The following is a 24,381-nucleotide window of genomic DNA, read 5'->3' as shown; positions in this document are numbered from 1 at the left end:
GGCGTCAGCGCCGGTGCGCGAGGTGGGCGACGAACGCCCGCCACGCCGGTGGCGCGAAGACGAGGACCGGGCCGGTCGGATCCTTCGAGTCGCGCACGCCGACGACCTCGGTCAGATTGTCGGCCACCTCGACGCAGGCGCCACCGTTGGAACTGCTCCGAGTGCTGGTGCGCCAGCGCGCACCGATCAGCTCATCCATGATCGTGCTCTCAGGAAGTCGATGGTCTGGTCCCGCGGAAGCGAAACGGACCTCACGGTATCCCAGACTGCCCAGAGCGCCGCAACGTCATTCTGGATCCGCCCGGCGGCCTGGTCGTCGAGGTGGCCGACTTCCTCACCGTCGGGGGTGGTGGCGATGATGAACGGGCCGGCCTGTCCGGGGTGGAGCCCGGCACGCAGGGGAAGGACGTGCACCATCACGTGCTGACGTCCGGCGAGTTCGATGAGGTGGTCCAATTGTGGGTGCATGACCTGGGGATCTCCCCGGCGCAGCGCCGCTTCGTCGACAACGAAGACCATCAGCGGCGGGCGCGGCCGGTCGAGGACGGCTGCCTGGCGGCGTAACCGCGACTCCAGAAGGGTGTCCGCGTCCGCGAACAGTGGTCCACTCCGGAGGACCGCGAGGGCGTACTCGGGTGTTTGCAGCAGACCGGGTAGGACGGCCGACTCGTACCAGCGCAGTGCCGTCGCTTCGCGTTCGATGTCGGCCCACGGGCGGAACCACGCCGGCTCCCGGCGCTTGAGCGCGTCCGGCCACAACTCGGCGGCGTCCCTGCCGAGCAGTTCGGCGACCTGGGCGCGGTGCCGGGTCTGCGGGATCCGCCCCTGGCTCGCCCAGCGGGCGGCGGTCTTCGGGTCGACGCCGACCCGCTCGGCCAGGCTCTCGGCGGTGTGCCCCGCCTCGGACATCGCGGCCACCACGGCTCGGTTCATCCCTGTGTCCTCCTCGAACATCCCGGCCATCCCGATGCCATCCTGCAACGCAGTGTGACTGCCCCGCAACGCTCGGCAGGGTTCTGGTGGACGGGGTGTCGGAGCGACGGAGAGGGACGCCAGATGCCGGAGGAGCAGGCGCGTGGCGAGCGGCCGGACGTACCGACCGGGGAGCTGGACGAATCGCGGACGGTGCCGGCGATGACCGCGCTGCACTCGACGGCGGCACCGGCCTGGGTCTGCGACGACTGCGGTGCGGACTGGCCGTGTCCGGCGTGGACGTCCGCGCCGACCGACGCGGCGCGGCGGGCGGAGCTGTTGCCGGAGTTCGTCCGGTTGACCCGGCGGGCGATCCGCGACCTTCGCGGCCGTCCCGGCGGGCCGCAGCCGCCGGAGATCGTCCGGCGGTTCCTGTGGTTCCTGGCGCTGAGTGACGAGGAGGCGCGGGCGGTCGCGCGGCGGCTGCGATGAGCCGGTGTCGCCGGGAGCACACCCCGTCGCGGCCGACGTGGCGGTGCCGGGCCTGCGGCATCGCCTGGCCCTGCTCGCCAGCGAAGCTGCGGCTGCTGGCCGCCTACCGGGAGGCCCGGCCGGCGCTGCTGATCCACCTGGCCACGCTGTACGTGGAGGCCGAGGCGGAGCGGCCCGCGCCGGACGGTGCGGACCGCTACCAGCGCTTCGTGGGCTGGGCGCGACGCCGGGGCGAGCGGTGAGCGCCGCCCGCCCCGGCTCACCGAACCGGTCAGCGCCGCCACTTCTGGTTGGCGGTGCCGCCGCACTCCCAGATCTGCAACCGGGTGCCGTCGGCCGAGCTGTTCCCGGTGGCGTCCAGGCACTTGTTGGACTGCGGGTTGACGATGTCGCCCGCGGCGCTGAACACCCACTTCTGCGCGCCGGTGCCGTTGCAGTCGTAGAGCTGCACCTTGGCGCCGTTGGCGGTCGACCCGGAGGCCACGTCGAGGCACTTGCCGAGCGCGCGCACCGAGCCGTCCGCGTTCCAGGTCCAGCGCTGCGCGGCGGTGCCGTTGCAGGTCCAGAGCTGCACGGCGGTGCCGTTGGCGGTGGAGGCGCTGGCCACGTCGACGCACTTGTTGCCGTACCCGACGATCTGCCCGCCGGTGCCCCCGCCGCCGTTGTCCCAGGCCTGCACCCGGACGTAGTCGATGGTCATGGTCTGCGGGAACGTGGTGGCGCCGTCCGGCGAGCCGGGCCAGTTGCCGCCGACCGCGACGTTCATGATCATGAAGAACGGGTGGTCGAAGACCCAGCGGTTGCCGCCCGCGTCGGCGGGCGTCTTGCGGGAGTACGCCACACCGTCGAGATACCAGGTGATCGAGTCCGGGGCCCAGTCGACGGCGAACGTGTGGAAGGCGTCGGCGAGCGCCTGGCCGCCCGGCAGCGAGGTGGACGCGCCGATGCCGTTACCGCCGGAGTAGCCGGGACCGTGCAGGGTGCCCCACACCGTGGACGGCGCGTAACCGACGTTTTCCATGATGTCGATCTCGCCGCTGTTGGGCCACGGGTTGCTGCCGATGTCGTTGCCGAGCATCCAGAACGCCGGCCACAGCCCCTGCCCGCGCGGGATCTTGATGCGGGCCTCGAACCGGCCGTACGCCTGGGCGAACGTGCCGTTGGTGAGCAGCCGGGCCGACGTGTACTGGCAGCTTCCGTACCAGCAGGAGTAACCGGACGGGTTCTCCTTGCGGGCGGTGATGACCAGGTTGCCGTTGCCGTCGAGCGCGGCGTTGCGGGTGCTGTTGGTGTAGTACTGCAACTCGTTGTTGCCCCAACCGCCGCCGCCGATGTCGTAGCGCCACTTGCTCGCGTCGGGGGCGGCGCCGGCCGGGCCGTTGAAGTCGTCGGACCAGGTGACCGCGCCGGGGGCGGCCACCGCTGGGGTGCTCGGGACGGTGGTGAGGGCGGCCGTGAGGCCGACCGCCGCCATCGCCAGGGCGGCGACGGTACGGATGCTGCGCACGGGGTGCCTCCTGCGGTGGTGGGGTCGCTCACCGTCCGGTCGGCCGGCCCCGCGCCGGAACGGTAAACAAACTTCAAAGATAGTCTTCGATGAAGGTATGAACGAAGTCGTCCACTGTCAAGAGACCGCTTCCCGCCGTTCCCGTTCCGGTTCGCGCTGACGCACCTGCGGTCGCGGCGGCCGGCGCATCGTGCGCCACGGGCCGCCCAGCAGCGGCGTGAGCACCACCAGCAGGTAGCAGGTGCCGATGGTGACGAGCGTGGACGTGGTGCCGAACCGGTCGGCGGCCAGCCCGGCGCCGAGCGCGCCCACGGGCATGGCCGCCCAGGCGCCCGCGCCGATCACCCCGTATACCCGGGCCCGCATCCCGGCCGGCACCCGTTCCAGCTCGACCGCGCCCATCAACGGGTTGAGCGCGCCGGCCGCCAACCCGGCCACCGCGACGACCGCGACCACCACCGGCAGCGGCGGCGCGGCGGCCAGCGCCCACAGCGGCGGCGCGCCGCAGATCGCGTACGCGGTGACGAACGTGGCCCGACGGGGCAGCCGGTGCCCGATCGCGCTGAACACCAGCGAGCCGACAAGCGCACCGCCGCCCATGACGCCGACCAGCAGGCCGAACGCGGCCGGTCCGCCCAGGTCGCGGTTGGCGACGACCGGCAGGAGCACGTTGCTCTTGGCCGCGTCGAAGAGGTTCGTGACCAGGACCAGCAGCACCATGGCGCGCAACAGGGGCTCCCGGACGAGGAAGCGCAGCCCGGCGGCGAACTGACGCCAGTAGCCGCCGGCCTCCGCCTCGTCGTCCTCGGTGGACGGGCGCAGGCCGCGCGGCACCAGCAGCGTCACCGCAAGCGCCGAGACGGCGAACGTCGCCGCGTCCACGGCCAGCACCGGCAGCGCGCCGAGCAGGCCGACAAGCAGGCCGGCCACCGGCGCGCCGATCATCCGGGCGCCGCGCGAGGTGGCCTCCGCCCAACCGATCGCCCGTTCGATCGGCACCCCGGCCACGGCCGCCGCCTCCGGCAGCAGCGCGGTGCGGGCGGTCTGCCCCGGGGTGTCGAGCAACCCGCTGACGAAGACCAGCGCCAGCAGCGCCGGGAACGGCAGGCCGACCGTGGCGTGCAGCAGCGGCACGGCGGCGACCGTCACGCCGGAGACCACGTCGGCCAGCACGCTCGACCGGCGGTAGCCGATCCGGTCGACGAGCACGCCGCCGAACGCGCCACCCAGCACCACCGGCGCGGTGGCGAACGCGCCGGCCAGCCCGGTGGCCGCCGGTGAACCGGTCTCGGCCAACACGTAGAGCGGCAACGCGATGAGCGTCAGCACGTTGCCGGTCAGCGAGACGGCGTGCCCGATCAGCAGCCCGGCCAGCGGCCGGCGGTCGCGGATCACTGCGGCCCCCGGTATGCCTGCCAGATCAGCGTGACCATCTCCGCGCCGGGCCGGCCGGCCGCCCCGCGCCGGTGCCAACGCCGGCCCAGCTCGGACAGCTCGTCGCGCAACTCACCCAGCTCGTCGGGGGTCAGGTGCAGCACCGTGTCGCTGCTTGTGGTGCCCCGCACCCAGGCCAGGTCGAGGCTCGCCTCGGACTCCAGATAGGCTTGGTAGCGGGCCACGTAGCGCTCCATCGCGGCCCGCCGCAGCAGGGTGCCGGCGAGTTGCTGCTCCGGGTCGTCGAGCAGCTCGACCGGATCCCAGTCGGTGGTGGCGTGCGCGGCCCGCCACCACCGCTCCCGCCGGTTGCGGGCCAGGTCGGGGGCCTCGGTCACGAAGCCGTGCTCGGCCAGCTTGCCGACGTGCCAGCTCACCGAGCCGACCGCCTCGCCGACGCGTTCGCTCAGCATCCCCACCGTCTGCGGGCCGCGCAGCCGCAACTCGCCCAGCAACCGCAACCGGGTGGGGTGGGCCAGCGCCCGCATCGCGCGCGGGTCGGTCAGGTGCACGTGGTTCGGCTCGTCCGCCATGCGGCCAGGCTAGACCGACAAGAAGGGAAGTACAAGGACCCTTGTGGGTCAGTCGAGGCAGAACTCGTTGCCCTCCGGGTCGGCCAGCACCAGGTGACCGGCGTCGAGCGGGGGAGCGGGCTCGTGGCGCGCGACGCGGGTGGCGCCGCGCGCCACGAGCCGGTCGGCCGCCGCCTCCAGCGCCTCCATCCGGGCGTCTCCGGTCAGCCCGGGCGCGGCCCGCACGTCGAGGTGCACCCGGTTCTTGACCCGCTTCGGCTCGGGCACCCGCTGGAAGAACAGCCGTGGTCCGGCGCCCTCGGGGTCGACCACGGCCGAGGCGTCGTGGTGCCGCTCCGCCGGTACGCCGAGCGCGGTGAGCGCCTGCTCCCACGAGTCGAAGCCCTCGGGCGGACCCTGGACCTGGTAGCCGAGGACCTCGGCCCAGAACGCCGCCAGCGCGGCCGGGTCGGCGCAGTCGAAGGTGAATTGCACGTCGCGGGCCATCTCGGCTCTCCTTCGGTCGGGTCCCGGCCAGCCTGCCCCAGATAGCGGTCAGGCGCTGTCCGCGACCCGCGGGAAAGTCAGGTCCGGCGCGTCGCCGTCCGCCCCTTGAGGCGACGGCCCATCTCCCGGGCGATCTCCCGCTTGGCGTCGCGCTCGGCGAGCGCCTGGCGCTTGTCGTACGAGCGGCGGCCCCGGGCCAGGCCCAACTCCACCTTGGCCCAACCGTCGGCGAAATACATCGACAGCGGCACCAGCGTGACCCCGCCGTCGCGCAGCCGTTCCAGGATCCGGGCGATCTCCACCCGGTGCAGCAGCAGCTTGCGGGTGCGCCGGGGCGCGTGGTTGGTCCAGGTGCCGAAGCCGTACTCGGCGATGTGCAGCCCGTAGAGCCAGATCTCCCCGTCGCGCTCCTGGGCGAACGCGTCGACCAGCGACACCCGCCCCTCGCGCAACGACTTCACCTCGGTGCCGGCCAGCACGATGCCGGACTCGTAGGTCTTGAGGACGTCGTAGTCGTGCCGCGCCTTCTTGTTCGAGGCGATCAGCTTGCGCCCGTTCTCCCTGGCCACCCCCGCACGATACCCGTCGCCCCCGCGCCGCCGGTTTCCCGCGGACAGCGCCTGTGCGGCACCGTTTCCGGGAATGAGCGCGCGGGTGCGGCCACGGGGAGTTGGGTAGGGAGTGGGGGTGGCGGTGACGGAGGGGAGTGACGGATGACGCGGGTGGCGGTGCTCGGGCTCGGCGGCATGGGTACGCCGATGGCGGCGAACCTGGCCAAAGCCGGGCTGGACACGGTGGTGTGGAACCGGCACCCGGAACCGGCCCGCGCGCTCGCCGCGCGGGGCGCCGAGGTGGCCGATGATCCGGCCGAGGCGGTACGACGGGCCGACGTGGCGGTCACCATGCTCACCGACGGTGCCGCGGTCCGCGCCGTCGCGGTCGACCAGGGCATGCTCGCCGCTCTGCCGGCCGGCGCGGTGTGGGCGCAGATGAGCACCATCGGCGTCGCCGAGACGCAGCGCCTGGTCGAGCTGGTCGCCGCCGAGCGGCCCGACGTCACCCTCGTGGACGCGCCGGTGGCCGGCAGCCGGGGCCCAGCCGAGCAGGGGAAGCTGACCGTCCTCGCGTCCGGGCCGGAGCAGGTCCGCGACCGGGTCGCCCCGGTCTTCGACGCGGTCGGCCAGCGGACGCTCTGGCTCGGCCCGGCCGGCGCCGGTTCGCGGCTCAAGCTCGTCAACAACCTGCTGCTCGCGTTCGTCAACGAGGGCGTTGCCGCCGCGATGGCGCTCGCCGACACGCTCGGCCTGGACCGCGACACCGTGCGGCAGGCGTTCGACGGCAGCCCGCTCGTCTCACCGTGGGCGGCGGAGAAGCTGACGCGGGTCGCCCGCGACGAGCACGGCCCGCAATACTCGCTCGCGTTGGCGCTCAAGGACGTCGAGCTGGCGTTGTGCGAGGCCCCGGCGGGCAGCTTCCCGGCCGCCGAGGCGCTTGCCGCCGAGTGGCGCGACGCGGTGGGCCGGGGGCTCGGCGGCGACGACCTGACCGTGGTCACCCGGCGGCTGGGGCCCGGCGCGGCCCGCTGACCACCGGCTCCCGGTCCGCGTCGACGCGGTCGGCCACCCAGCCGGTGACGATCAGCAGCAGCGCCGCACCATAGGTGCCCATCACCAGCAGACCCGCGCCGGGCAGCTCCGTTCCGGCCGCGCCCACGCCGATGAGCAGGTCGGAGACGAGGAAGCACGCGCCGCCGGCGGCGACCCGTGCCGACACGCCGGTTGCGGCGGCGGCCATCAGGCACAGCGCCAGGCTGTAGCCGAGCACGGGTGCCCGCAGCGGCCCCAGCGCGCCCCACAGCAGCGCGTTGCCGGCGGCCCAGGCGAGCAGGTAGCCGCCCCACGCCGCGGCCGTCGGTCGCCCGCGAGCCAGGAAACCGGTGAGGAAGGCGAGCTGCGCGATCAGGAAGAACCCCATCCCGAGCAGGAACGCGGCCCGTCCGGGCACGAGCAGGGCCACGTCCCCGGCGGTGGCCGCGACCAGGCCGGCGGCCACCGCGTCCAGCCGGCGTCGGTGCGCGATGAGGTACGCCAGCAGCGCCGGCGCCAGCAGCGGCTTGGCCAGCCACTGGAGCACTGTCGAGTCGAGCGCGACGCCGACCAGTTCGACCGCGGCGACGACGCCGAACAGGGTGAGCCAGGAGCGCCTCACCGGGCCGGCTGCCAGCCGGGGCGGCCCAGCAGGTAGCCGAGTCGGTGCCGCCAGCAGGTGGCCCGGCGTACGTCGGAGAGGATCGCGGCGAACTCGTGGGTGGCCACCCGCAGCGGGTTGTAGGTGCCGATGTTCTTCGTCAGCCCGTAGCGCGCCGGGGCCCGCTCCGGCGCGAAGCTGCCGAACAACCGGTCCCAGACGATCAGGATGCCGCCGTAGTTGCGGTCCAGGTATTCGGTGTTCGAGCCGTGGTGCACCCGGTGGTGCGACGGCGTGTTGAGGATCCACTCGATCGGCCGGGGTAGCCGGCCCACCCGCTCGGTGTGCAGGAAGAACTGGTAGAGGAGGCTGATCGACTGCTGGAGGAAGATCATCCACGGCGGAATGCCGAGCAGCGCCAGCGGCAGCCAGAACGGCAGTGAGGTCATCGGCGTCCAGCTCTGCCGCAGCGCGGTGGACAGGTTGTAGTGGACGCTGGAGTGGTGCACCACGTGGCTCGCCCAGAGCACGCGCACCTCGTGGTGCGACCGGTGGAACCAGTAGTAGGCCAGGTCGTCGGCGAAGAAGACGATCGCCCAGGTCCACCAGTCGCCGGGGGAGAGGTGCACCGGCGCGACGGTCCACAGCGCCGCGTAGAGCCCGACCGTGAGCAGTTTCCACGGCACGCCGACGAGTTGGCTGCCCAGCCCCATGGACAGGCTGGTGGCGGTGTCGCGCAGCTCGTAGCCGCGCTCGTCGTCGTCGGGCAGGAAGCGGTAGGAGATCGCCTCGATGACGATCAGCAGCAGGAACGCCGGGATGGCGTACAGCACGGCGGGGATCATGCGCGCGTTTCCCTTCCGGGGGTGGGGGTGGTGACGGGGGCGGTCAGCAGCGTCCGGGCCTGCCGGGCCGCCGCCGCGCCCTGGCCGGAGGCGATCGCGGCGGCGAGTCTGCGGTGGCCGGCCACGTCGAGCAGTTCGGCGGTGCGGGCGTCCGGGGGCACGTCGCCGACCGCGAACGTGCCGGCCACCAGGCTGTTGAAGGCGAGCTGGTAGGCGGTGTTGCCGCTGCCGCGCACCACCAGCCGCCAGATGCGGATGTTCGCTTCGGCCATCCGGTCCAGGTCCGGCGCGAGCGCGCCGTACTCCTCGGCGGCCCGGGCCAGCGCGGCGCCGGTCGCCGCGTCGCCGCGCTCGGCGCAGAGCCGGGCCGCGTCGGTCCCGACGCAGGCCCGCATCTCCAGCATGTCGCGGACCAGCGTCTCGACCGGGAGTACGTCGCCGGAGCGCGCCAGCGCCAGCGCCAGGTCGAGCCCGGCGTGCACCCGCCAGTCGAGCACCCGGGTGGCGCCGCCCTGGCTGACCCGGACCAGGCCGAGCTGTTGCAACCGGCGCAGCGCCTCCCGGACCGCGTGCCGGTTCACCGCGAACGCGGCGGCCAGCTCGCGCTCGCCGGGCAGCGTCTCGTCCGGTCGGTGGCGACCGGCGACGATCGCGTCGCGGAGCTGGCCGAAGACGTGGTCGGAGACCGAGGCGCGCGGCGCGGGGACGAAGGCCATGGGCAGCAGTGTGGCCCCGAACACATCAACCCGTCAACTGGTTGGACCAGTGCTCTCCGCATGCGTACGCCGGCCGGTGCGTGCCGTCGCCGTCACCCCTCGTATCCTTTCCGCCGTAGGCCCGCCACGAGGAAGGGAGTCGGTGTGAGCGACCGGGTCGAGACGTTGGAGTTCCAGGCCGAGGCGCGTCAGCTCTTGCAGCTGATGGTGCACTCGATCTACTCGAACAAGGACGTCTTCCTGCGTGAACTCATCTCCAACGCGTCCGACGCGCTGGACAAGCTGCGGCTGGAGTCGCTCGTCGACAAGGAGTTGTCGGCCGACACGTCCGACCTGCACATCCAGCTCGACGTCGACCGGGACGCCCGCACGCTCACCGTCCGGGACAACGGCATCGGCATGTCCCGCGACGAGGTGGTCGCGCTGATCGGCACCATCGCCAAGTCCGGCACCGCCGAACTGCTGCGCAAGCTCCGCGAGTCGCAGGACGCCACCGCGTCCCAGGAGCTGATCGGCCAGTTCGGCGTCGGCTTCTACGCCACCTTCATGGTTGCCGACCGGGTCACGCTGCTGACCCGCCGCGCCGGTCAGACCGGCGGCACCCGCTGGGAGTCCGCCGGCGAGGGCACCTACTCGATCGAGGAAGTCGAGGACGCGCCGCAGGGCACCTCGGTCACGCTGCACCTCAAGCCCGTCGACGCCGAGGACAACCTGCACGACTACACCGCCGAGTGGACGATCCGGGAGATCGTCAAGCGCTACTCCGACTTCATCTCCTGGCCGATCCGGATGACCGTCGACAAGCCCGGCGAGGACGGCGAGACCACCCGCGAGGAGCAGACGCTCAACTCGATGAAGGCGCTCTGGGCGCGTTCACGGGACGAGGTCGACGAGGCCGAGTACAAGGAGTTCTACCGGCACGTCGCGCACGACTGGGCCGACCCCCTCGAAACCATCCACATGCGCGGCGAGGGCACCTTCGAGTACGAGGCGTTGCTCTTCCTGCCCTCGCACGCCCCGCTCGACCTGTTCTCCCCGCAGGGCCGGCGCGGCGTGCAACTCTACGTCAAGCGCGTGTTCATCATGGACGACTGTGAGGCCCTGATCCCCAACTACCTGCGCTTCGTCAAGGGCGTGGTGGACGCGCACGACCTGTCGCTGAACATCTCCCGGGAGATCCTCCAGCAGGACCGGCAGATCCGCGCGGTACGCCGGCGGCTGGTCAAGAAGGTGCTCGGCACGCTCAAGGACATGTCGGCCGAGTCGTACCGCACGTTCTGGACCGAGTTCGGGCCGGTCGTCAAGGAAGGTCTGCTGGAGGACCCGGACAACACCGACGCGCTGCTCGACCTGGTCCGCGCCGCCTCCACCCACGACCCGGCCGAGCCGACCACGCTGCGCGACTACGTCGAGCGGATGAAGGACGGGCAGACCGAGATCTACTACGCCACCGGCGACAACCGGGCCACCATCGAGAACTCCCCGCACCTGGAGGCGTTCCGGGCCAAGGGCTACGAGGTGCTGATCCTCACCGACCCGGTGGACGAGGTGTGGGTCGAGCGGGTCGGCGCGTACGACGGCAAGACGCTGCGCTCGGTGGCCAAGGGCCAGGTCGACCTGGAGACCGAGGAGGAGAAGGAGAAGGCCGAGGCCGAACGGCAGGAGTACGCCGACCTGCTCACCTTCCTCGGCGACGCGCTCGCCGACACGGTCAAGGAGGTCCGCCTGTCCACCCGGCTGACCACGTCGCCGGCCTGCGTGGTGGGCGACGCGCACGACATGACGCCGACGCTGGAGAAGATGTACCGGGCGATGGGCCAGGAGGTGCCCCGGGTCAAGCGGATCCTGGAGCTGAACCCGACCCACCCACTGGTCACCGGGCTGCGCAAGGCCCACGGCGAGGGCGGCGACACCGCCGCGCTGACCGAGACCGCCGAGCTGCTGTACGGCATGGCGCTGCTGGCCGAGGGGGGCGAGCTGACCGACCCGGCCCGCTTCACCCGCGTCCTCGCCGACCGCCTCGCCCGCAACCTCTAGGTGTTAGGAGGGGCCCCTTCCTATCGCCTACACGATAGGAAGGGGCCCCGGTTAACACCTCGCGCCCGGGCCAGCCGGGGGAGGTGCAGCAGAGCTGTTAAGCGGGGCCCCCTCCTATACCGCAGGCGTTAAGCGGGGCCCCCTCCTTTCACAGTTGGCCGGGGAAGAAGCCGTGGCGGGCCAGCGGCTCGACGATCTGGTGCTCCTCGTACGACAGGTGCGACAGCAGCGTGTCGGTGAGCAGGTCCACCGCGTCCTGCAACGCGGTGAAGTCACCGGGGGAGCGGATCAGCTCCACCAGCGCCCGGTCCACGCTCTCCACCACCCCGTGGATCACCACGTGCTCCTCCTCGAGGCGGTCCAGCACCGGCGCCAAGCCGGCGTCGGAGCGGCGCAGGTGCGGGAAGATCGAGGCGTCCTCCAGGCCGTGGTGCTGGGTGACCACCGTGCAGTACGCCGCGCAGTACGCGCCGAGCGTCCAGTTGTTCTGCCGCATCGTCATCTCGTTCAGCGCGGCCCGCGCCCCGCCCGGCGAGACCGTGCCGCGCTTGACCTGTTCCAGCAGGTCGCGCACCTGGGCCAGCTCCTGGCGCAGGTGGTCGTGCACGTCCACCAGGTGCTGCCCGGCGGCCTGCCCGCGGGCCGGGTAGACGTGACCGGCCGGTGCCGGCGGGGCGCTCGGGCGGTCCGCCTCGTCCCAGAGGCGGCGCGCGCTCAGGCGTACCCCCGGGTCCGGGGTGGGGGTGACCGCGAGCGCGGTCGGGCCGCCGGTCGCGGCCTGCTCCTCGGCGACGGCGCGGGCGCCGCTGCCCGGCGCGGTGCGTTCGGCGGCGACCAGCTCCCGGACCGCCGGCGCCACCTCCTGGGCGAAGACCTGGATCGCGCGCGGCTCGTCGCTGCCGAGGATGAAGGTGGTGATGCCGTGCTCCAGCGTGAGCCCGACCAACTCCTCCACCCACTGTTCCGGCGGGCCAGCGAGGAAGCCGGTGGACGCGCGGGCGAACGTGCCGGTGACGTTGAGCATCCGGCGGATCGCGGCCGGGTCCCGGCCGGCGGCCCGCGCGCCGTCGTCGACCAGCGCGTTGAGCGCCGGCAGCTCGTCCGGCCCCTTGGGCAGGTACGCCAGCGACGGCAGCCAGCCGTCCGCGGAGCGCCCCACCAGCCGCAGCATGCGTGGCTTGTACGCGCCCACCCAGATGCCCACCGGGTGCGCCGGGGCCGGCCCGCGTTTCGCCCCGACCACGCGGTAGTGCTCGCCGGCCACCCGGATCATGCCGCGCCGATCGGTGTCCCAGACCTCCCGGATGACCTGGATCGCCTCGTCGAGCGCGTCGACCGCCGCGCCGGGGGAGAGCCGCCGGCCACCGGTCGCCTCGATGGCGTCCCAGAACGCGCCCGCGCCCAGCCCGAGGTCGATCCGGCCGCCGGTGAGCAGGTCCAGGCTGGCCACGCTGCGGGCCAACACCACCGGCTGGCGCAGCGGCAGGTTGAGCACGTTGCCGGCCAGGCCGATCCGATCGGTGGCGGCGGCCACGTACGACATCAGCGTCCACGTGTCCAGGAAGCCGGGCTGGTACGGATGGTCCTGGAAGGTGACCAGGTCCAGCCCGACCTGCTCGCAGAGTGTGGCAAGCGCCACCACCTGCTCGGGGCGTCCGGCGGCGGGGGTGAGGAAGCCGCCGAAGGTCAGCTCGTGTCCGTGTTCGGTCATCCGCCCCGCTCCTCGCATGATCTTGCCCGGTCCCGCCCACGGTAGCTCCGTCACCGGCCGTCCCGGCCGCCTACCCGCCATCCTGGACGTAGGTGGTCCCGTGGTGGCACGACCGATTCCGCCATCGCTGGGCGCGCCTGGCCCGATCGCCCGGCCGGGTGAAGAACGTCACAAGAAGTGGGCAATCGCGGAAATTCGTCCCTAGCGTCGGTTCCGTTCGCAGTCGCGGACACCACGGGCCGGTAACGCCTAATCCCGCCGCCGGCCCGGCGGAACCGAACTCGGGCGGGAGCGGGGGACCCACAGGTTCCACGGTGCACGTCACCTCGGGGTGAAGCCGCCACCGGCGGCCGGGCTCCTCGGCCCGAACCCGACAGCTCACCTCGTCGGCGTGGAGGAATCCGCATGTCAACTGCATACTCAGCCCGGCACCGCCGGATCGTCGCCCACCGGGCCGCGGCCCGCCGAACGGCGGTCGGCGCGATCGTCGCCGGTGCCGCCACCGGCGCCGTGGCACTGCTCGGGCCGGCCGCCCCGGCCAGCGCCGCGAGTGTCAACTGGGACGCCGTCGCGCAGTGCGAGTCCGGCGGCAACTGGCACATCAACACCGGTAACGGCTACTACGGCGGGCTCCAGTTCTCCCGCGGCACGTGGAACGGCTACGGCGGCCAGAAGTACGCCGGCCGGGCCGACCTGGCCAGCCGCTCCGAGCAGATCGCCGTCGCCGAGAAGGTCCTGCGCGGGCAGGGCATCGGCGCCTGGCCGGTCTGCGGCAAGAAGGGCGGGTCAACGAAGAAGTACGCCGCCAAGGCGTCCGGCTCGACCACGTCGGCGAAGAAGGCCACCTCCTCGAAGAGGGCGTCGGCGCCGAAGAAGGCGTCCGCGCCGAAGCGCTCCAGCAGCGCGCCGGTCGCGGGCACCTACCAGGTGCGGCCCGGGGACACCCTCTCCGAGATCGCCGCGACGAAGCACGTCGACGGGGGCTGGCGCGCGCTGTACGCGCGTAACCGGGCCGTGGTCGGCGCGGACCCGGGCCTGATCTTCCCGGGGCAGCGGCTGCGCCTGGGCTGATCGTCGAATCCGTGTCGCGTCCCACGGGACCGCCTCGCGGTTCCGTGGGGACGGGCCGCGCCGACGGGTGACGGGAACGCCCGGCCGGGTCGTCCGGCCGGGCGTTCGCCGTCGCGCGACACGCCGGGCGCGGCCGGCGTACGTCCTGCGTGCGGCGTCGGCGGCCGGTCCGGTACGCCGGGTGACGAGGTTCCGACGGCAACGGTTGCTATGGTCACGAGGCTTGGCTAGGACGTGAAGAAAGCGCGGATATGACCAACGATGCGTTCTCGGCCGCCGCGAGCCTCGACGAGCTGCTGACCCGCACCCAGCAGGCGCTGGCCGCGATGCGGTCCCGGGCCACCGTGCACGCCGACGGCGAGCCCGGCGAGCTGCTCCGGGCCGAGGGCGTGGCGGCCGGCGGCCGGGTCCGCGCGGTCGCCGTCCAGGGTGGCCGGCTGGACTCCGTCGCCGTCGACCCGGCGCTGGCCGACGAGCCGCTGGATGTCCTCTGCGGACACCTGGTCGTCGCCGTCAACGCCGCGCTGACCGAGTTGGACGCGCAGGTCAGCGCCTCGGCCCGGGCGGACACCGACGCGCTCGCCGCCCGGCTCGGCGGCCTGCCCGACCAGGCGGAGATGTTCAGCCGGACGATGCACGAGGTGGCCGCGCGCATCCGCCGCGACCGCGCCGCCGCGTCCCGCCCCGCCTGACCGGATGCCCGGCCGGCCGCCGGGAACGCGGAACGGCCGGCCGTCTCGGAGGACGACCGGCCGCTCGCGTCGCGATCAGCTCAGCGTGACCGCGGTGTCGTCGACGACGAAGGACGTCTGGAGCGAGGAGTCCTCCACGCCGCTGAACGAGATGGTCGCCGTGGTGCCGGCCAGCGACGAGACGTCGAAGGACCGCTGCACGTAGCCGGTGGCCTTGTTCAGGTTGGAGTAGGTGGCAAGCGTGGTGCTGCCGGCCTTGACGGTCAGCTTGTCGTAGGCGACGGTCGAGGTCGACTCCGCGCTGTCGATGTGCAGCCAGAAGCTCAGCGTCGCCCGGCACCCGGACGGGATGGTCACCGACTGGCTGAGCGTGTCGGTGTGCGAGGAGCCGTAGCCGTCGAGCCACGCCTTGTACGAGCCGCTGTGGGACGCCTGACCGCTGTCGGTGGTGATGACGCCGGACGTGGCGGTCCAGTTCGCGCTGCCCGACTCGAAGCCGGGGTTGGCGAGCTTGTTGCCGGAGCAGCCGCCCGACGGCGGGGTGGAGGTGGCGGTCGGGGACGGCGTGCCGCCGCCGGAGCAGGTCGGGTCGCCCGACTGCGCCGGCACGCTCACCGCGTCCCAGGCCGCCTTGACCGAGTTGAACTCGGTGCAGCCGCTCGGGTAGAGGTTCTTCGCCGCCTGCAACGTCCAGGTGCGGTACTTCAGGTACGACGAGGACGTGGTCTTCAGCAGCATCGCGTTGTACATGATCTTGATGGCCTTCTGGATGCCCAGGCCGGTCACGCTGCCGCCGTTGCAGGTCGAGCTGCTGGGCTGCCCGTTGGTCGGGCTGTTGCCGTTGGCCAGCAGGTAGAACCAGTGGTTGCCCGGGCCGGCGGAGGCGTGCACCTCACCGGAGGGCACGCTGCTGGAGTAGCAGTTCGGGTCGCCCAGCGCCGACGGGTTGTACATGTTGCGGATCGGGCCGGAGCCGACCAGGTTGATCTTCTCGCCGACCAGGAAGTCCGGCGCGTCGTAGCTGGACGGCTCGTTGGCGAACCACTCGGTGGCCGCGCCGAACGTGTCCGCCACGAACTCCTGGGTGCCGCCGCGGGAGATGCCGCCCGGGGTGTGGTCGTCGATGCCGTGGCCGATCTCGTGGGCCACCACGTCGAGCGAGCCGATCCACTGGTTGGCGGTGTTCTTGCCGATCTGGACCTGCGAGCCGTCGTAGTAGGCGTTCTGGTCGTTCAGGCCGACCCGGATCGGCCAGTAGCCGCCGTTGCCGTCGGCGCCGTTGCGGCCCAGCCACTGGCTGAGCATCTTGTGCTCGGTCTGCGCGGAGAACAGCGCGTCGACGCAGCCGGTCTCCTTGCTGGTGGCGGTGCCGTTGCCCCAGACGTCGTCGGTGCCGCTGAACGTGCTGTTGTTCGCGGCGTCCTGGCAGCTCAGGTTGGTGACGTTCGGGTCCTTCATGGTGTAGGTGCTGCCCGACTTGGTGGTGTTCAGGGTGAGCGGGCTCGGCCCGTTCCACGCGCCGGTGCCGGTGCCGTTCACGACGTGCTCCAGCGTGCCCAGGACCGCGCCGGTGTGGGCGTCGACGTCGACGGTGAGCCGGCTCGGCCCGTCGGCGCCGGTGCCGCGCACCGTGGTCTCCCAGGCGAGCGCGGGCTTGGCGCCGAGCGTGTAGACGACGAGCGTGCTGCCCTCGACCGCGCTGACGGTCTTGAGCTGGGCCCGCGCCGTCTTCACGGCGGCGGCCGAGGTCAGCTTGGGGGTGGTGGCGAGGGCGCCGATGGGGCGCTGCTGCGCGACGGAGGCGTACTTCAGGTTGCCGGCGGAGTCGGTCGCGAGCACGAAGTCGCCGCCGACCACCGGCAGGCCCTTGAAGGTGCGCTCGTAGGGCACGTACTGGGTGCCCTCGGAGGAGATGACCGGCTTCTGCACGAACGCGTCGTCGGAACCGGCCTGGAGGTAGGCGGGGCGGTTCGCGACGAGCGTGCGGGCCGACTCGGCGGCCGTGGCGCGGGCCTGGGCGAGGCTGGGTGCGGCGGGCCCGGGCGGCGCGGCCTGCACCGCTGCGGCGGTGCCGGCGGCGAGCACGCCGGCCGCAGCCGCGCCGGTGAGCGCGGCGAGGCGAGGTGAGAGCTTCAAGAGGGTTTGCTCCTGTTCCTAGGCGCGCCGCACGAAGCCCGGTGGGGTCGGGCGGCGCGATGGTGCGAGGCAGGTGACGGCCGGTCTCCGGAGCTGCCGGCGTGGCTCCGGGTCGACGGATCGACCGTCCGAGCCGCCGGGGGTTGGCGGCTCGGAGAGCACGATCACACGCCGCCGGATCCGGGAGCAATGGGTGACCTGGGCAACCGACACTCGTCGGACACCGCGCGGTCGCGGCGAATTCAGGAAGCCATGATCTTCAATAGCCCCTGATCAGGGTGAACATTGCCGATGGTGGACCGGAGTGTGTCCAATCTGCGTGCAATGCCGCTGTTCACCGCTGGCGCACATAGATTCAGCGTGGCCCTCGGGTTCGTGTCGGCAGCCCGGTCGGCACCGGCGGCAGCGAGGCAGACCTGGTCGGCCCCGGGAGGGTCGGCCCGCTCGGATTCGGGCTCGGGCTCGGGCTCGACGGCGTCGGGCTGGGCGTCGGTGCGGCCGACCGGCTCGGCGCCACCGTGCGCGGCGCCGGCGCCGGGCGGCTCGGCTCCGGGGTGTCGCGGGGGAAGGCCGGGTCGTGGAAGCGGTAGCGACCCGGGTCGAGCTTCATCGCCTCGGTGGCCCGGGTCATGAACTGGCGCCAGATCGGTGCCGCGCCGGTCGAGCCGTACACTTCGTAGCTGCCGCCCGTGGTCCGCAACGGTCTGCCGTCGGTGGTGCCCAACCAGACCGCCGCGGCGAGCGCGCCGGTCCACCCGACCATCCAGGTGTGCACGTTCTTGGTGGTGCTCTGCCCGGACTGCCAGGTGCCGGTCTTGCCGGCGGAGTCCCAGCCGTTGTCCAGCCGGGCCGCCCGCACCCGGCGCAACGTCCAGTCGAGCTGGTTCACCGCCTCGGCGTCGAGGTCGAGATCGGTCTGCCGGAGCCGCTCCGTCCACACCGTGTCGTCACCCTTGGTCACCGATCGGACGAAGTGCGCGTCGGCCCGCTTGCCGCCGGCCGCGAACGTGGCCATCCCGTTGGCGTGGTCCTGCACGGTGATGCCGTACTGGCCGATGCCCACCTCCGTGGAGAAGTGCTCCGCCAACTCGTCGGCGGGGTCGTCGCGCAGGTCGACCCGCTGCGGTCGCGGGTTGCCCCGGACCGTCTCCCACATCGACTCCACGCCCGCCTGCCGGGCCGTCTCGATCACCTTGGCGGTGCCCAGCCTCTCGGTCAGCTCGAAGTAGGTGACGTTCAGCGAGGCGACCGTGGCCTCCCAGAGCGCGCAGTCCGGCTGGCAGGGCGCGTGCTCGGCGTTGCGGATCGGCCCGGCCGCGCTGCCCCGCGTGCGCCCGGACGCGGGAAACTCCTTGGTGTCCGGGGAGTCGAACCGCTGCTTCACCGAGATGTCGTCGCCCACGGCGGCGGCCAAGTCGTACACCTTGAACGAGGACCCCGGCGGATGCTGGCCGAAGCCGCGCGCCTGGCCCTGCTCGTCGGTGTACCAGCCGGCGTAGTCGGCGCCGGAGCCACGGTCGCCGCCGTAGTAGCCGAGCACCCGGCCGGAGCCCGGCTCCACCGCGACCAGCGCCGCCTGCCAGTTCTTCGGCTGGCCGCGCACCGCCGCCGGCGCGCTGTCCCGGCGGATGTCCGCCGCCGCCTCGGCCGCGTCCTGCACCCGCTTGTCGATCGTGGTGACGATCCGGTAGCCGCCGTCGCGGATCACCTCGTCCGGCTTGCCGCGGAACGGCTCGGTGCCGCGCAGCTCCGCCAGCACGTGGTTGACCACCAACCCGGTCGGCCGGTCCAGGTCGGAGCGGCCGGCGTCGCGGTCGATCGGCCGCACCGTGTCCGGGTACGCGAGATCCGCCGCCTGCCCCGGGGTGAGATAGCCGAGCTTCACCATGCCGTCGCGGATGTAGTTCCAGCGGTCGATCGAGTTCTGCTTCGCGAGAGCGTTGCGGCGCGGGTCGTAACCCGGCGCGCCCTGCGGGTCGGCCGGGTCCGCCTCCGGCTGCTTCACCATCGCGCAGAGCACCATCGCCTCGGCCGGGGTGAGCTGCTGTGACGCGGGCGCGTCCCGGCGTACGGTCTTGCCGAAGAAGGTCTGCGCCGCCGCCTCGATCCCGTACGCGCCCCGGCCGAACGGGACCGTGTTCAGATAGAAGCCGAGGATCTCCTCCTTGCTGTACTTGTCGTCGAGCTTCCAGGCGATGACCGCCTCGCGCAGCTTGCGCGAGTAGGTGACACCGCGCAGGTCCGCGGCGACCCGCGCGTACTGCTGGGTGAGGGTCGAGGCGCCCTGCCGCTGCCCGCCGCTGACGTTCGCCCACGCCGCCCGCAGCACGCCCTTGACGTCGATGCCGCGGTTGGTCCAGAAGGTCCGGTCCTCGGCCGCCACGATGGCCTGCTTCGCCGAGTCGTTCATCGCCTCGTACGGGACGATGGTGCGGTTCTGCGCCCCGAGTTTCGCCATCGGGGTGCGACCGTCGGCGTAGTAGACCGTGGTCGACTCGGGCAGCTTCAGGTCGGTGGGTGTCGGCACGCTGTCGAAGTAGTACCCGCCGGCCACCAGCCCGGCCCCGGCCAGCAGCGCGACGACCGCCAGGATGACGAGCAGGCGCCGGCCCCGGCGTCGCGGTCGCGCCGCGACCGCGCCGATCTCTCCGCTGTGCCGCACGCGATGCCTCCGACTGCTCGGCCGAATCGTCCCTGCCCGGCTCGCAGGCTAACCGACCGGCGCCGACGTCACCGGCCGGCGGCGCGCCACCGGAGCACGCCGGCACCGACCCGGCCGGACGTGCCGGGACCCCGCCGGGCAGGATGCGGGCATGCGTGACGACGTCCGCGGCTACCTCGCCGAACTGGTCCGGCGCGCCCGGGACGTGCTCGGCGCGGACCTGGTCGGCGCGTACGCGGCCGGCTCGCTCGGGCTGGGCGCCTACCAGCCCGGGCGCAGCGACGTGGACGTGGCGCTGCTGGTCGACGGTCCGCCGGCCGGCGCGGCGAAGGGGGCGCTCGTGGACCGGCTGCGGCACGAGTCCCTGCCCTGCCCGGCACGCGGCCTGGAACTGGTCGTCTACCGGCGCGACGTGGCCGCCGCCGGCCTCCCCGAGCCGGGCTTCGAATTCGAGCTGAACACCGGCGCGACGATGCCGTTCCGGGCCACCTACGACCCGGCCGACCGGCCCGCCGCCGACGGTCGGTTCTGGTACGCGCTGGACCGCAGCATCCTGCGCCAGTCCGGTCTGACGCTGCTCGGCCGCAGCGCCGCCGACGCCTTCGCCGACCCGGCGCCGGCCGCGCTGCGGGCGCTGCTCGTGGACGCGCTGCGCTGGTGGCTGGCGCTGCCCACGCCGCCCGGTGACGAGCCGGCGCCGGGCGCCGAGGACGCGGTGCTGGGTGCCTGCCGTGCGCTGGTGCGCTCCCGCGACGGCGTCTGGTTGGCCAAGGCCGACGCCGGGCGGCGGGTGGCCGCCGACGACCCGGACGCCGCGTTGATCCACCGCGCGATCGCCGCCCGCCGGGGTGGCCCGCCGCCGTCCGGACCCGAGGCGCGCGCGTTCCAGCGGCGGGTGCTGGCCCGGTTCACCGCCGGTTGAGCCGTGGCTAGGGTGGGCCATGACGGAGCCGGGCGCGTCGGTCCGCCCGGGCGGGAAGAGGTGAGCGTCGATGATGCGCAGGTGGTGGTTCGCCGGCCTGATGCTCGTCGCCGGCGTGGTGACCGGCGCCGGCCAGTCGGGTCCGGCGTCGTTCGCGCTCGGCTTCCTGCCCTTCGCGGTGCTGGGGGTGCTCTTCTCGCCGCTCGCCTTTCCCCGCTCGCTGACCGCCGCCCAGGCGCGGCGGCGCAGCGCCGACGACGGCCGGCCGGTCATCTACTGGCGTCCCGGCTGCACCTACTGCCTGCGCCTGCGGCTGCGGCTGGGCCGGCGCGCCGGGCGGGCGTACTGGGTGGACATCTGGCGGGATCCGGAGGCCGCGGCGGCGGTCCGGGCGGTCACCGGCGGTGACGAGACCGTGCCGACCGTCGTGCTGCCGGAGGGCGCGGTGGTGAACCCCGACCCGGCGTGGGTGCGCGACCGGCTCCCGGCCTGCCCCGGTCACCGGCCGCCGCCATCCGCCGGTCGTGAGCCCGGCGCCCCGGTCCGGGGCGCCGGGCATCGATCACCCGGTGTACGGCAGGGTGACGGTCGATCCGGCACCGGTGCCGACCGTGGTGGCGGCGTTGCCGATGGCGTTCCACAGCTCGACCTTGACCGTGCCGCCGGCCAGGTTGCCCAGCGTGCCGGTGGCCGAGGCCAGGCCCTGGGTCTGCCGGTAGCGCTCCATCCCGACGATCGGGTCGGTGGCGAAGTACCGGTAGGTCTCCACCCGGTCGACGCTGCCGTCGCCGGTCAGGTCGTACGACACCCGGGCCTGGACGCCGTTGCCGACCGCGATGCCCGCGTCGACGCCCAGGTCGAAGGCGGTGTTCCCGCCGGTGTACGTGCCGGTCAGCCCGGTGGCGGTGAACACCTGCGGGTTGGTCGGCGTGCCGTCGTGGTTGCCGTTGGCGGCGGTCACCGTGACCGTGCCGGTCGGTCCGGCGGTGGCGCCCAACTCCCCGCCGGAACGCAGGTAGCGGGTGGGGTTCAGCGGCGCCGGGGTGCTCGGGCCGGGACTCGGGCTGCTCGGCGTCGGACTCGCCGTGGTCGGCGTCGGGCTCGCGGTGGTCGGGGTCGGGGTGGGCGTCGAGGTCGGCGGGGGACCGGTCGGCACCGCCACGCCGCCGGTCGCGCTTCCCCCGCTCCAGGTGTACGCCCCGGAGGTGGCGGTCCTCCCGGCGGGCACGGCGAGCGTGGTGCCGTCGGAGAACGTGACGGTCAGCGGCCGGGCGGTGATGTTCGACGCCACGTACGTGCGCGCGGTGCCCTTGCGGAACACCTTCGCCAGCGGGTGGTTCGCGGTGACCGAGGTGTCGACAGTGCCGAGCGCGGCGAGGTTGCGGATCCAGTGGAACGTGTGCGCCTTGCTCTCGCCCTCCTCGCTGGTGAAGCCGCTGTTGGCCCGGAAGTTGCGCAACGCCTGGTCGCCGTCGCCGAGGGCGAGGAACTCCCAGAGGATGTCCTGCCACACGGTCGGCGGGCCACCCTTGTTGGCCACCAGCTCGGCGTAGTTGGCCTTGACGTAGTCGGGATGGTCGCCCAGGTAGAGGTGACCGCCGGTGATCGGCAGCATGTTGATGCCCTGGATCATCTCGGGGGCCGCGGAGAACCACGTCGAGTACGACCCGCCGTCGCCCCACACCATGCCGACGGTCCGGTGCCCGAAGGCCGCCGGGAAGTTCTCGTCGTGCACGTCGAACCAGTATTCCGAGATGGCCGCGGACTGGGTGGTCCACAGGTAGACGCCGGCGTCGCGGACGGCGGTGTCGCCGGTGGCCTGGCCCCACTGGATCAGCGCGTTGGCGAAGTTCATCCCCTCGGAGGACGACTCCTGGTTGTTGCCGGCGAAGAACGGCGCCAGGCCGGAGGCCCAGTCGTGACCGGCGTAGATGTCGAAGTCCCGCAGGTAGGGGAAGCGGTTGTCGGCCCGGTCGTAGTTGTTGGCGTCGCGGATGAGCAGGTCGACCATGCCGCCGTAGCGGGTGTCGTCGGCCCAGCCCGGGTCGAACTTGGCCACCGTGGCCGCCGCGGCGACGAAGTAGCCGTAGTGGAAGTGGTGGTCGTTGAGATCCTCGTCGGAGCCGTACGAGGCGGGGTAGCCGATGAGCGTGCCCCAGTTGCGGTCGTAGTAGAACAGTTGACCGGTCTCGCCGGAGCCGGCGGTGAGCCAGTTGGTGAGCCGCGCCTTCATGGCCGTCACGGCCTTGTCGCGCACGGTGGTGAGCCCGAGCTGGTCGGCGATCTCGGCGATCCGGGCGGCCCGACCGAGCCCCTTGCCGGCCCAGTAGGTGTCGGTGCCGCTGACCCCCTCCGGGTTGGCCAGTTCGGCGTTCAGGTAGCCGGTGACGGTGCTCAGGTCCGCGCCGGTGGCGTCACCGACGGCCGGCACCTCCGGCAGTACGCCGGTGAAGCGCATCGAGGTGGTGAACGACGGCACGCCGGCGAGCACCCGCATGGCGCCGCGCGCGGAGACGTACGTGCCGGTGATCGGGGTGGCGCCGGTGAGGCTGCGCCACTGGTGCGGGTAGAGCGCCACCACCGTCTTCCGCTCGGTGCCCTCCCGGGGCGTGGTGGTGAACGCGTAGGTGGTGCGCACCGTGCCGGCCGCCGGGTCGTACGCGTAGCTCATCCGGGTGCCGGTGACGTGCGCGTGGGCGTACCGACCGTAGGTGTCGGCCAGGGCGGCCTTGTCCGCGCCGCCGGGCAGCACGGCGACCGAGAAGTAACCCTTGCCGGCAAGCGTCGAGCTGATGCCCGCGCCGTCGACGGTCCAGGTCGCGCCGGTCGGCGCGTACGCGACGTAGTCGTGGCCGTGGACCGTGAAGCCGATGGTGGCGCCGGAGTTGCGCCACACGGTGGGCGTCGCGGCGGCGGTGAGTTGCGCGGCCCCGCCACCGCTGACGGTGTAGTAGCTGAACGGCAGCCCGTGGCCGATGGTGGCGCGCATGCTCCGGTTGCCGTCGCTCCAGTCGGCGGTGACCGTCCAGTCCGTCCAGTCGGCGGCCTTGACCACCGGCGCGGACAGCCCGGCCACCCCGACCCGGACGTCCTCGGTGTACGGGTAGTGGTATTCGCCGACTCCGGTGGCGGTGCCGCTGATCGCCGGCGTGGTGGTGTAGGACAGCCCGAGCCCGTTGTTCTCGGCGTGGAACGCCAGCGGGTGGGCCTGGAGGTTCTCGCTGGTCCCGCAGTTGTTGCGCTTCCAGATCAGGGAGGACCACCAGTCGTTCGTGGGGATCGCGCCGGCCGGCGCGTCCGAGGTGGCGAAGGTCCGTGGGTTGGTGCTGACGGCGCCGCAGCCCTTGGGCAGTTTGGCGCCGGGCGGCAGCGTCTCGGTGTAGCTGCCCGCGCCGACGGTGCCGGCGGTGGCGGTGCCACCACCGGTGACCACGACGCCGAGGAGGCCGGCGGCGAGTGCGGACGCGGCGGCGAGGGCGGTCGCCCGCCGACGGTGCCGCCGGGCGGGGGACGGGACGGGGGTCGCGGGGGAGACGTCCCACCGGGGGAGTGTCATGGAGGTCCCCTTCAGGAGAAGGTGGTGTTCGGAGGCGGATCCGACAGTCGAGAGAGCGCTCTCTTGAGAAGCGAGGTTAGGTTCCGGTTACGTGCACGTCAATGTTTTGTTGCCTGAGAGAGCGCTCTCTTGGCGTCGCGACGGCTGCTTCCCGTGGCCCCGAAAGTGCTCCCGAACAGGGAAAACCCGCCCTCCGGTCGCACTCCCGCCCGACCGGGCCCGGTTCCGCCGCGCACCGTCCCCGCGCACCGTCCCCGCGCACCGTCCCCGCGCACCGTCCCCGCCATGGGTGTGAACGCTCCGCGAGACACCCATGGCGTTCCACCCGCGGTCGGCACTGGCGGTGAGTGGAACGCTATGGGTGTCAACCGGGGCGCGAGACACCCGTGGCGTTCCACCCATGGTCGGTGCGGGCGGTGGGTGGAACGGTATGGGTGTTTGGACGCGCCTAGTCAGGTCGGCCGACATCGCCGGACGCGCCC

Annotated in this window: 21 protein-coding genes, 1 pseudogene and 1 riboswitch; of the genes and pseudogenes, 8 read left to right on the top strand and 14 right to left on the bottom strand. The window is 72.9% G+C overall.

Annotation, left to right across the window (positions count from 1 at the left end):
- Positions 1–4: 4 nt before the first annotated feature.
- Both O7619_RS19475 and O7619_RS19470 read right to left on the bottom strand, forming a co-directional pair.
- Positions 5–199: a DUF397 domain-containing protein gene (locus O7619_RS19475; RefSeq protein WP_282282510.1), complete on the bottom strand. Its 195-nt coding sequence runs from the start codon at positions 197–199 to the stop codon at positions 5–7.
- Positions 187–933: a helix-turn-helix transcriptional regulator gene (locus tag O7619_RS19470; protein WP_282282508.1), complete on the bottom strand. Its 747-nt coding sequence runs from the start codon at positions 931–933 to the stop codon at positions 187–189. The genes O7619_RS19475 and O7619_RS19470 overlap by 13 nt, the downstream gene beginning before the upstream one ends.
- A 123-nt stretch (positions 934–1,056) precedes the next feature.
- Here O7619_RS19470 and O7619_RS19465 point away from each other — a divergent pair, with 123 nt between their 5' ends.
- Entirely contained in the window at positions 1,057–1,404 is a 348-nt protein-coding gene (locus tag O7619_RS19465) for a hypothetical protein (protein WP_282282506.1), read from the top strand.
- A complete protein-coding gene (locus tag O7619_RS19460) occupies positions 1,401–1,646 on the top strand; it encodes a flavin reductase (protein ID WP_282282504.1) in 246 nt (81 codons plus the stop codon). The genes O7619_RS19465 and O7619_RS19460 overlap by 4 nt, the downstream gene beginning before the upstream one ends.
- A 29-nt stretch (positions 1,647–1,675) precedes the next feature.
- On the opposite strand, the gene O7619_RS19455 is transcribed toward O7619_RS19460, so the two are convergent.
- The 5 genes from O7619_RS19455 to smpB all read right to left on the bottom strand — a co-directional run bounded on the left by O7619_RS19455 (position 1,676) and on the right by smpB (position 5,933).
- Positions 1,676–2,911 (bottom strand): family 16 glycosylhydrolase, encoded by a 1,236-nt coding sequence (locus tag O7619_RS19455; RefSeq protein WP_282282502.1) that lies wholly within the window; start codon positions 2,909–2,911, stop codon positions 1,676–1,678.
- Positions 2,912–3,028: 117 nt separating this feature from the next.
- Positions 3,029–4,306: an MFS transporter gene (locus O7619_RS19450; RefSeq protein ID WP_282282500.1), complete on the bottom strand. Its 1,278-nt coding sequence runs from the start codon at positions 4,304–4,306 to the stop codon at positions 3,029–3,031.
- On the bottom strand, positions 4,303–4,878 hold the full coding sequence (locus O7619_RS19445; RefSeq protein ID WP_282282499.1) for a helix-turn-helix domain-containing protein: 576 nt from the start codon (positions 4,876–4,878) through the stop codon (positions 4,303–4,305). Before O7619_RS19445 ends, O7619_RS19450 begins: the two co-directional genes overlap by 4 nt.
- Positions 4,879–4,926: 48 nt before the next feature.
- Positions 4,927–5,364: a VOC family protein gene (locus tag O7619_RS19440; protein ID WP_282282497.1), complete on the bottom strand. Its 438-nt coding sequence runs from the start codon at positions 5,362–5,364 to the stop codon at positions 4,927–4,929.
- 77 nt (positions 5,365–5,441) lie between these two features.
- Positions 5,442–5,933 (bottom strand): SsrA-binding protein SmpB, encoded by a 492-nt coding sequence (gene smpB / locus O7619_RS19435; protein WP_282282495.1) that lies wholly within the window; start codon positions 5,931–5,933, stop codon positions 5,442–5,444.
- A gap of 144 nt (positions 5,934–6,077) precedes the next feature.
- On the opposite strand from smpB, the gene O7619_RS19430 reads away from it, so the two are divergent.
- Positions 6,078–6,950, top strand: coding sequence for an NAD(P)-dependent oxidoreductase (locus O7619_RS19430; RefSeq protein ID WP_282282493.1), 873 nt, complete (start codon positions 6,078–6,080; stop codon positions 6,948–6,950).
- Here O7619_RS19430 and O7619_RS19425 read toward each other — a convergent pair.
- Genes O7619_RS19425 through O7619_RS19415 form a run of 3 tightly spaced genes read right to left on the bottom strand, consistent with a single transcriptional unit; the run spans position 6,916 to position 9,112 of the window.
- Complete coding sequence (locus tag O7619_RS19425; protein WP_282282491.1) at positions 6,916–7,572, bottom strand: lysoplasmalogenase; 657 nt, start codon at positions 7,570–7,572, stop codon at positions 6,916–6,918. The genes O7619_RS19430 and O7619_RS19425 overlap by 35 nt on opposite strands.
- On the bottom strand, positions 7,569–8,396 hold the full coding sequence (locus tag O7619_RS19420; protein ID WP_282282489.1) for a sterol desaturase family protein: 828 nt from the start codon (positions 8,394–8,396) through the stop codon (positions 7,569–7,571). The genes O7619_RS19425 and O7619_RS19420 overlap by 4 nt, the downstream gene beginning before the upstream one ends.
- Positions 8,393–9,112: a GntR family transcriptional regulator gene (locus O7619_RS19415; RefSeq protein WP_282282487.1), complete on the bottom strand. Its 720-nt coding sequence runs from the start codon at positions 9,110–9,112 to the stop codon at positions 8,393–8,395. The genes O7619_RS19420 and O7619_RS19415 overlap by 4 nt, the downstream gene beginning before the upstream one ends.
- Positions 9,113–9,256: 144 nt before the next feature.
- Between O7619_RS19415 and htpG the strand changes: the two genes are divergently transcribed.
- The gene (gene htpG / locus O7619_RS19410) at positions 9,257–11,149 is read left to right on the top strand and encodes a molecular chaperone HtpG (protein ID WP_282282485.1); all 1,893 of its coding nucleotides are present in this window, start codon (positions 9,257–9,259) and stop codon (positions 11,147–11,149) included.
- A gap of 148 nt (positions 11,150–11,297) precedes the next feature.
- On the opposite strand, the gene O7619_RS19405 is transcribed toward htpG, so the two are convergent.
- Positions 11,298–12,860: an LLM class flavin-dependent oxidoreductase gene (locus tag O7619_RS19405; protein ID WP_282282483.1), complete on the bottom strand. Its 1,563-nt coding sequence runs from the start codon at positions 12,858–12,860 to the stop codon at positions 11,298–11,300.
- Positions 12,861–13,096: 236 nt separating this feature from the next.
- Positions 13,097–13,267: riboswitch (cyclic di-AMP (ydaO/yuaA leader) on the top strand.
- Between O7619_RS19405 and O7619_RS19400 the strand changes: the two genes are divergently transcribed.
- Both O7619_RS19400 and O7619_RS19395 read left to right on the top strand, forming a co-directional pair.
- A complete protein-coding gene (locus tag O7619_RS19400; RefSeq protein WP_282282481.1) occupies positions 13,266–13,931 on the top strand; it encodes a transglycosylase family protein in 666 nt (221 codons plus the stop codon). Its footprint overlaps the riboswitch before it by 2 nt.
- Positions 13,932–14,182: 251 nt before the next feature.
- Positions 14,183–14,623 (top strand): YbaB/EbfC family DNA-binding protein, encoded by a 441-nt coding sequence (locus O7619_RS19395; protein ID WP_282282479.1) that lies wholly within the window; start codon positions 14,183–14,185, stop codon positions 14,621–14,623.
- Positions 14,624–14,698: 75 nt separating this feature from the next.
- Here the strand turns inward: O7619_RS19395 and O7619_RS19390 are convergent, their stop codons facing one another.
- Positions 14,699–16,759, bottom strand: coding sequence for a M4 family metallopeptidase (locus tag O7619_RS19390; protein WP_282282477.1), 2,061 nt, complete (start codon positions 16,757–16,759; stop codon positions 14,699–14,701).
- 355 nt (positions 16,760–17,114) lie between these two features.
- Complete coding sequence (locus O7619_RS19385) at positions 17,115–19,421, bottom strand: transglycosylase domain-containing protein (protein ID WP_282282475.1); 2,307 nt, start codon at positions 19,419–19,421, stop codon at positions 17,115–17,117.
- Between the two features lie 151 nt (positions 19,422–19,572).
- Between O7619_RS19385 and O7619_RS19380 the strand changes: the two genes are divergently transcribed.
- Entirely contained in the window at positions 19,573–20,343 is a 771-nt protein-coding gene (locus tag O7619_RS19380) for a nucleotidyltransferase domain-containing protein (protein ID WP_282282473.1), read from the top strand.
- 70 nt (positions 20,344–20,413) lie between these two features.
- Positions 20,414–20,764: pseudogene (locus O7619_RS19375) on the top strand (glutaredoxin domain-containing protein); the annotation flags it as partial.
- Positions 20,765–20,905: 141 nt separating this feature from the next.
- On the opposite strand, the gene O7619_RS19370 reads toward O7619_RS19375, so the two are convergent.
- Entirely contained in the window at positions 20,906–23,899 is a 2,994-nt protein-coding gene (locus O7619_RS19370; RefSeq protein WP_282282471.1) for a glycosyl hydrolase, read from the bottom strand.
- Between the last annotated feature and the right edge of the window lie 482 nt (positions 23,900–24,381).

Source organism: Micromonospora sp. WMMD998, assembly GCF_029581235.1.
GTDB lineage: Bacteria > Actinomycetota > Actinomycetes > Mycobacteriales > Micromonosporaceae > Micromonospora.
Note: the sequence above shows the minus strand (reverse complement) of the source record. Positions and strands in the feature narration are given on the sequence as shown.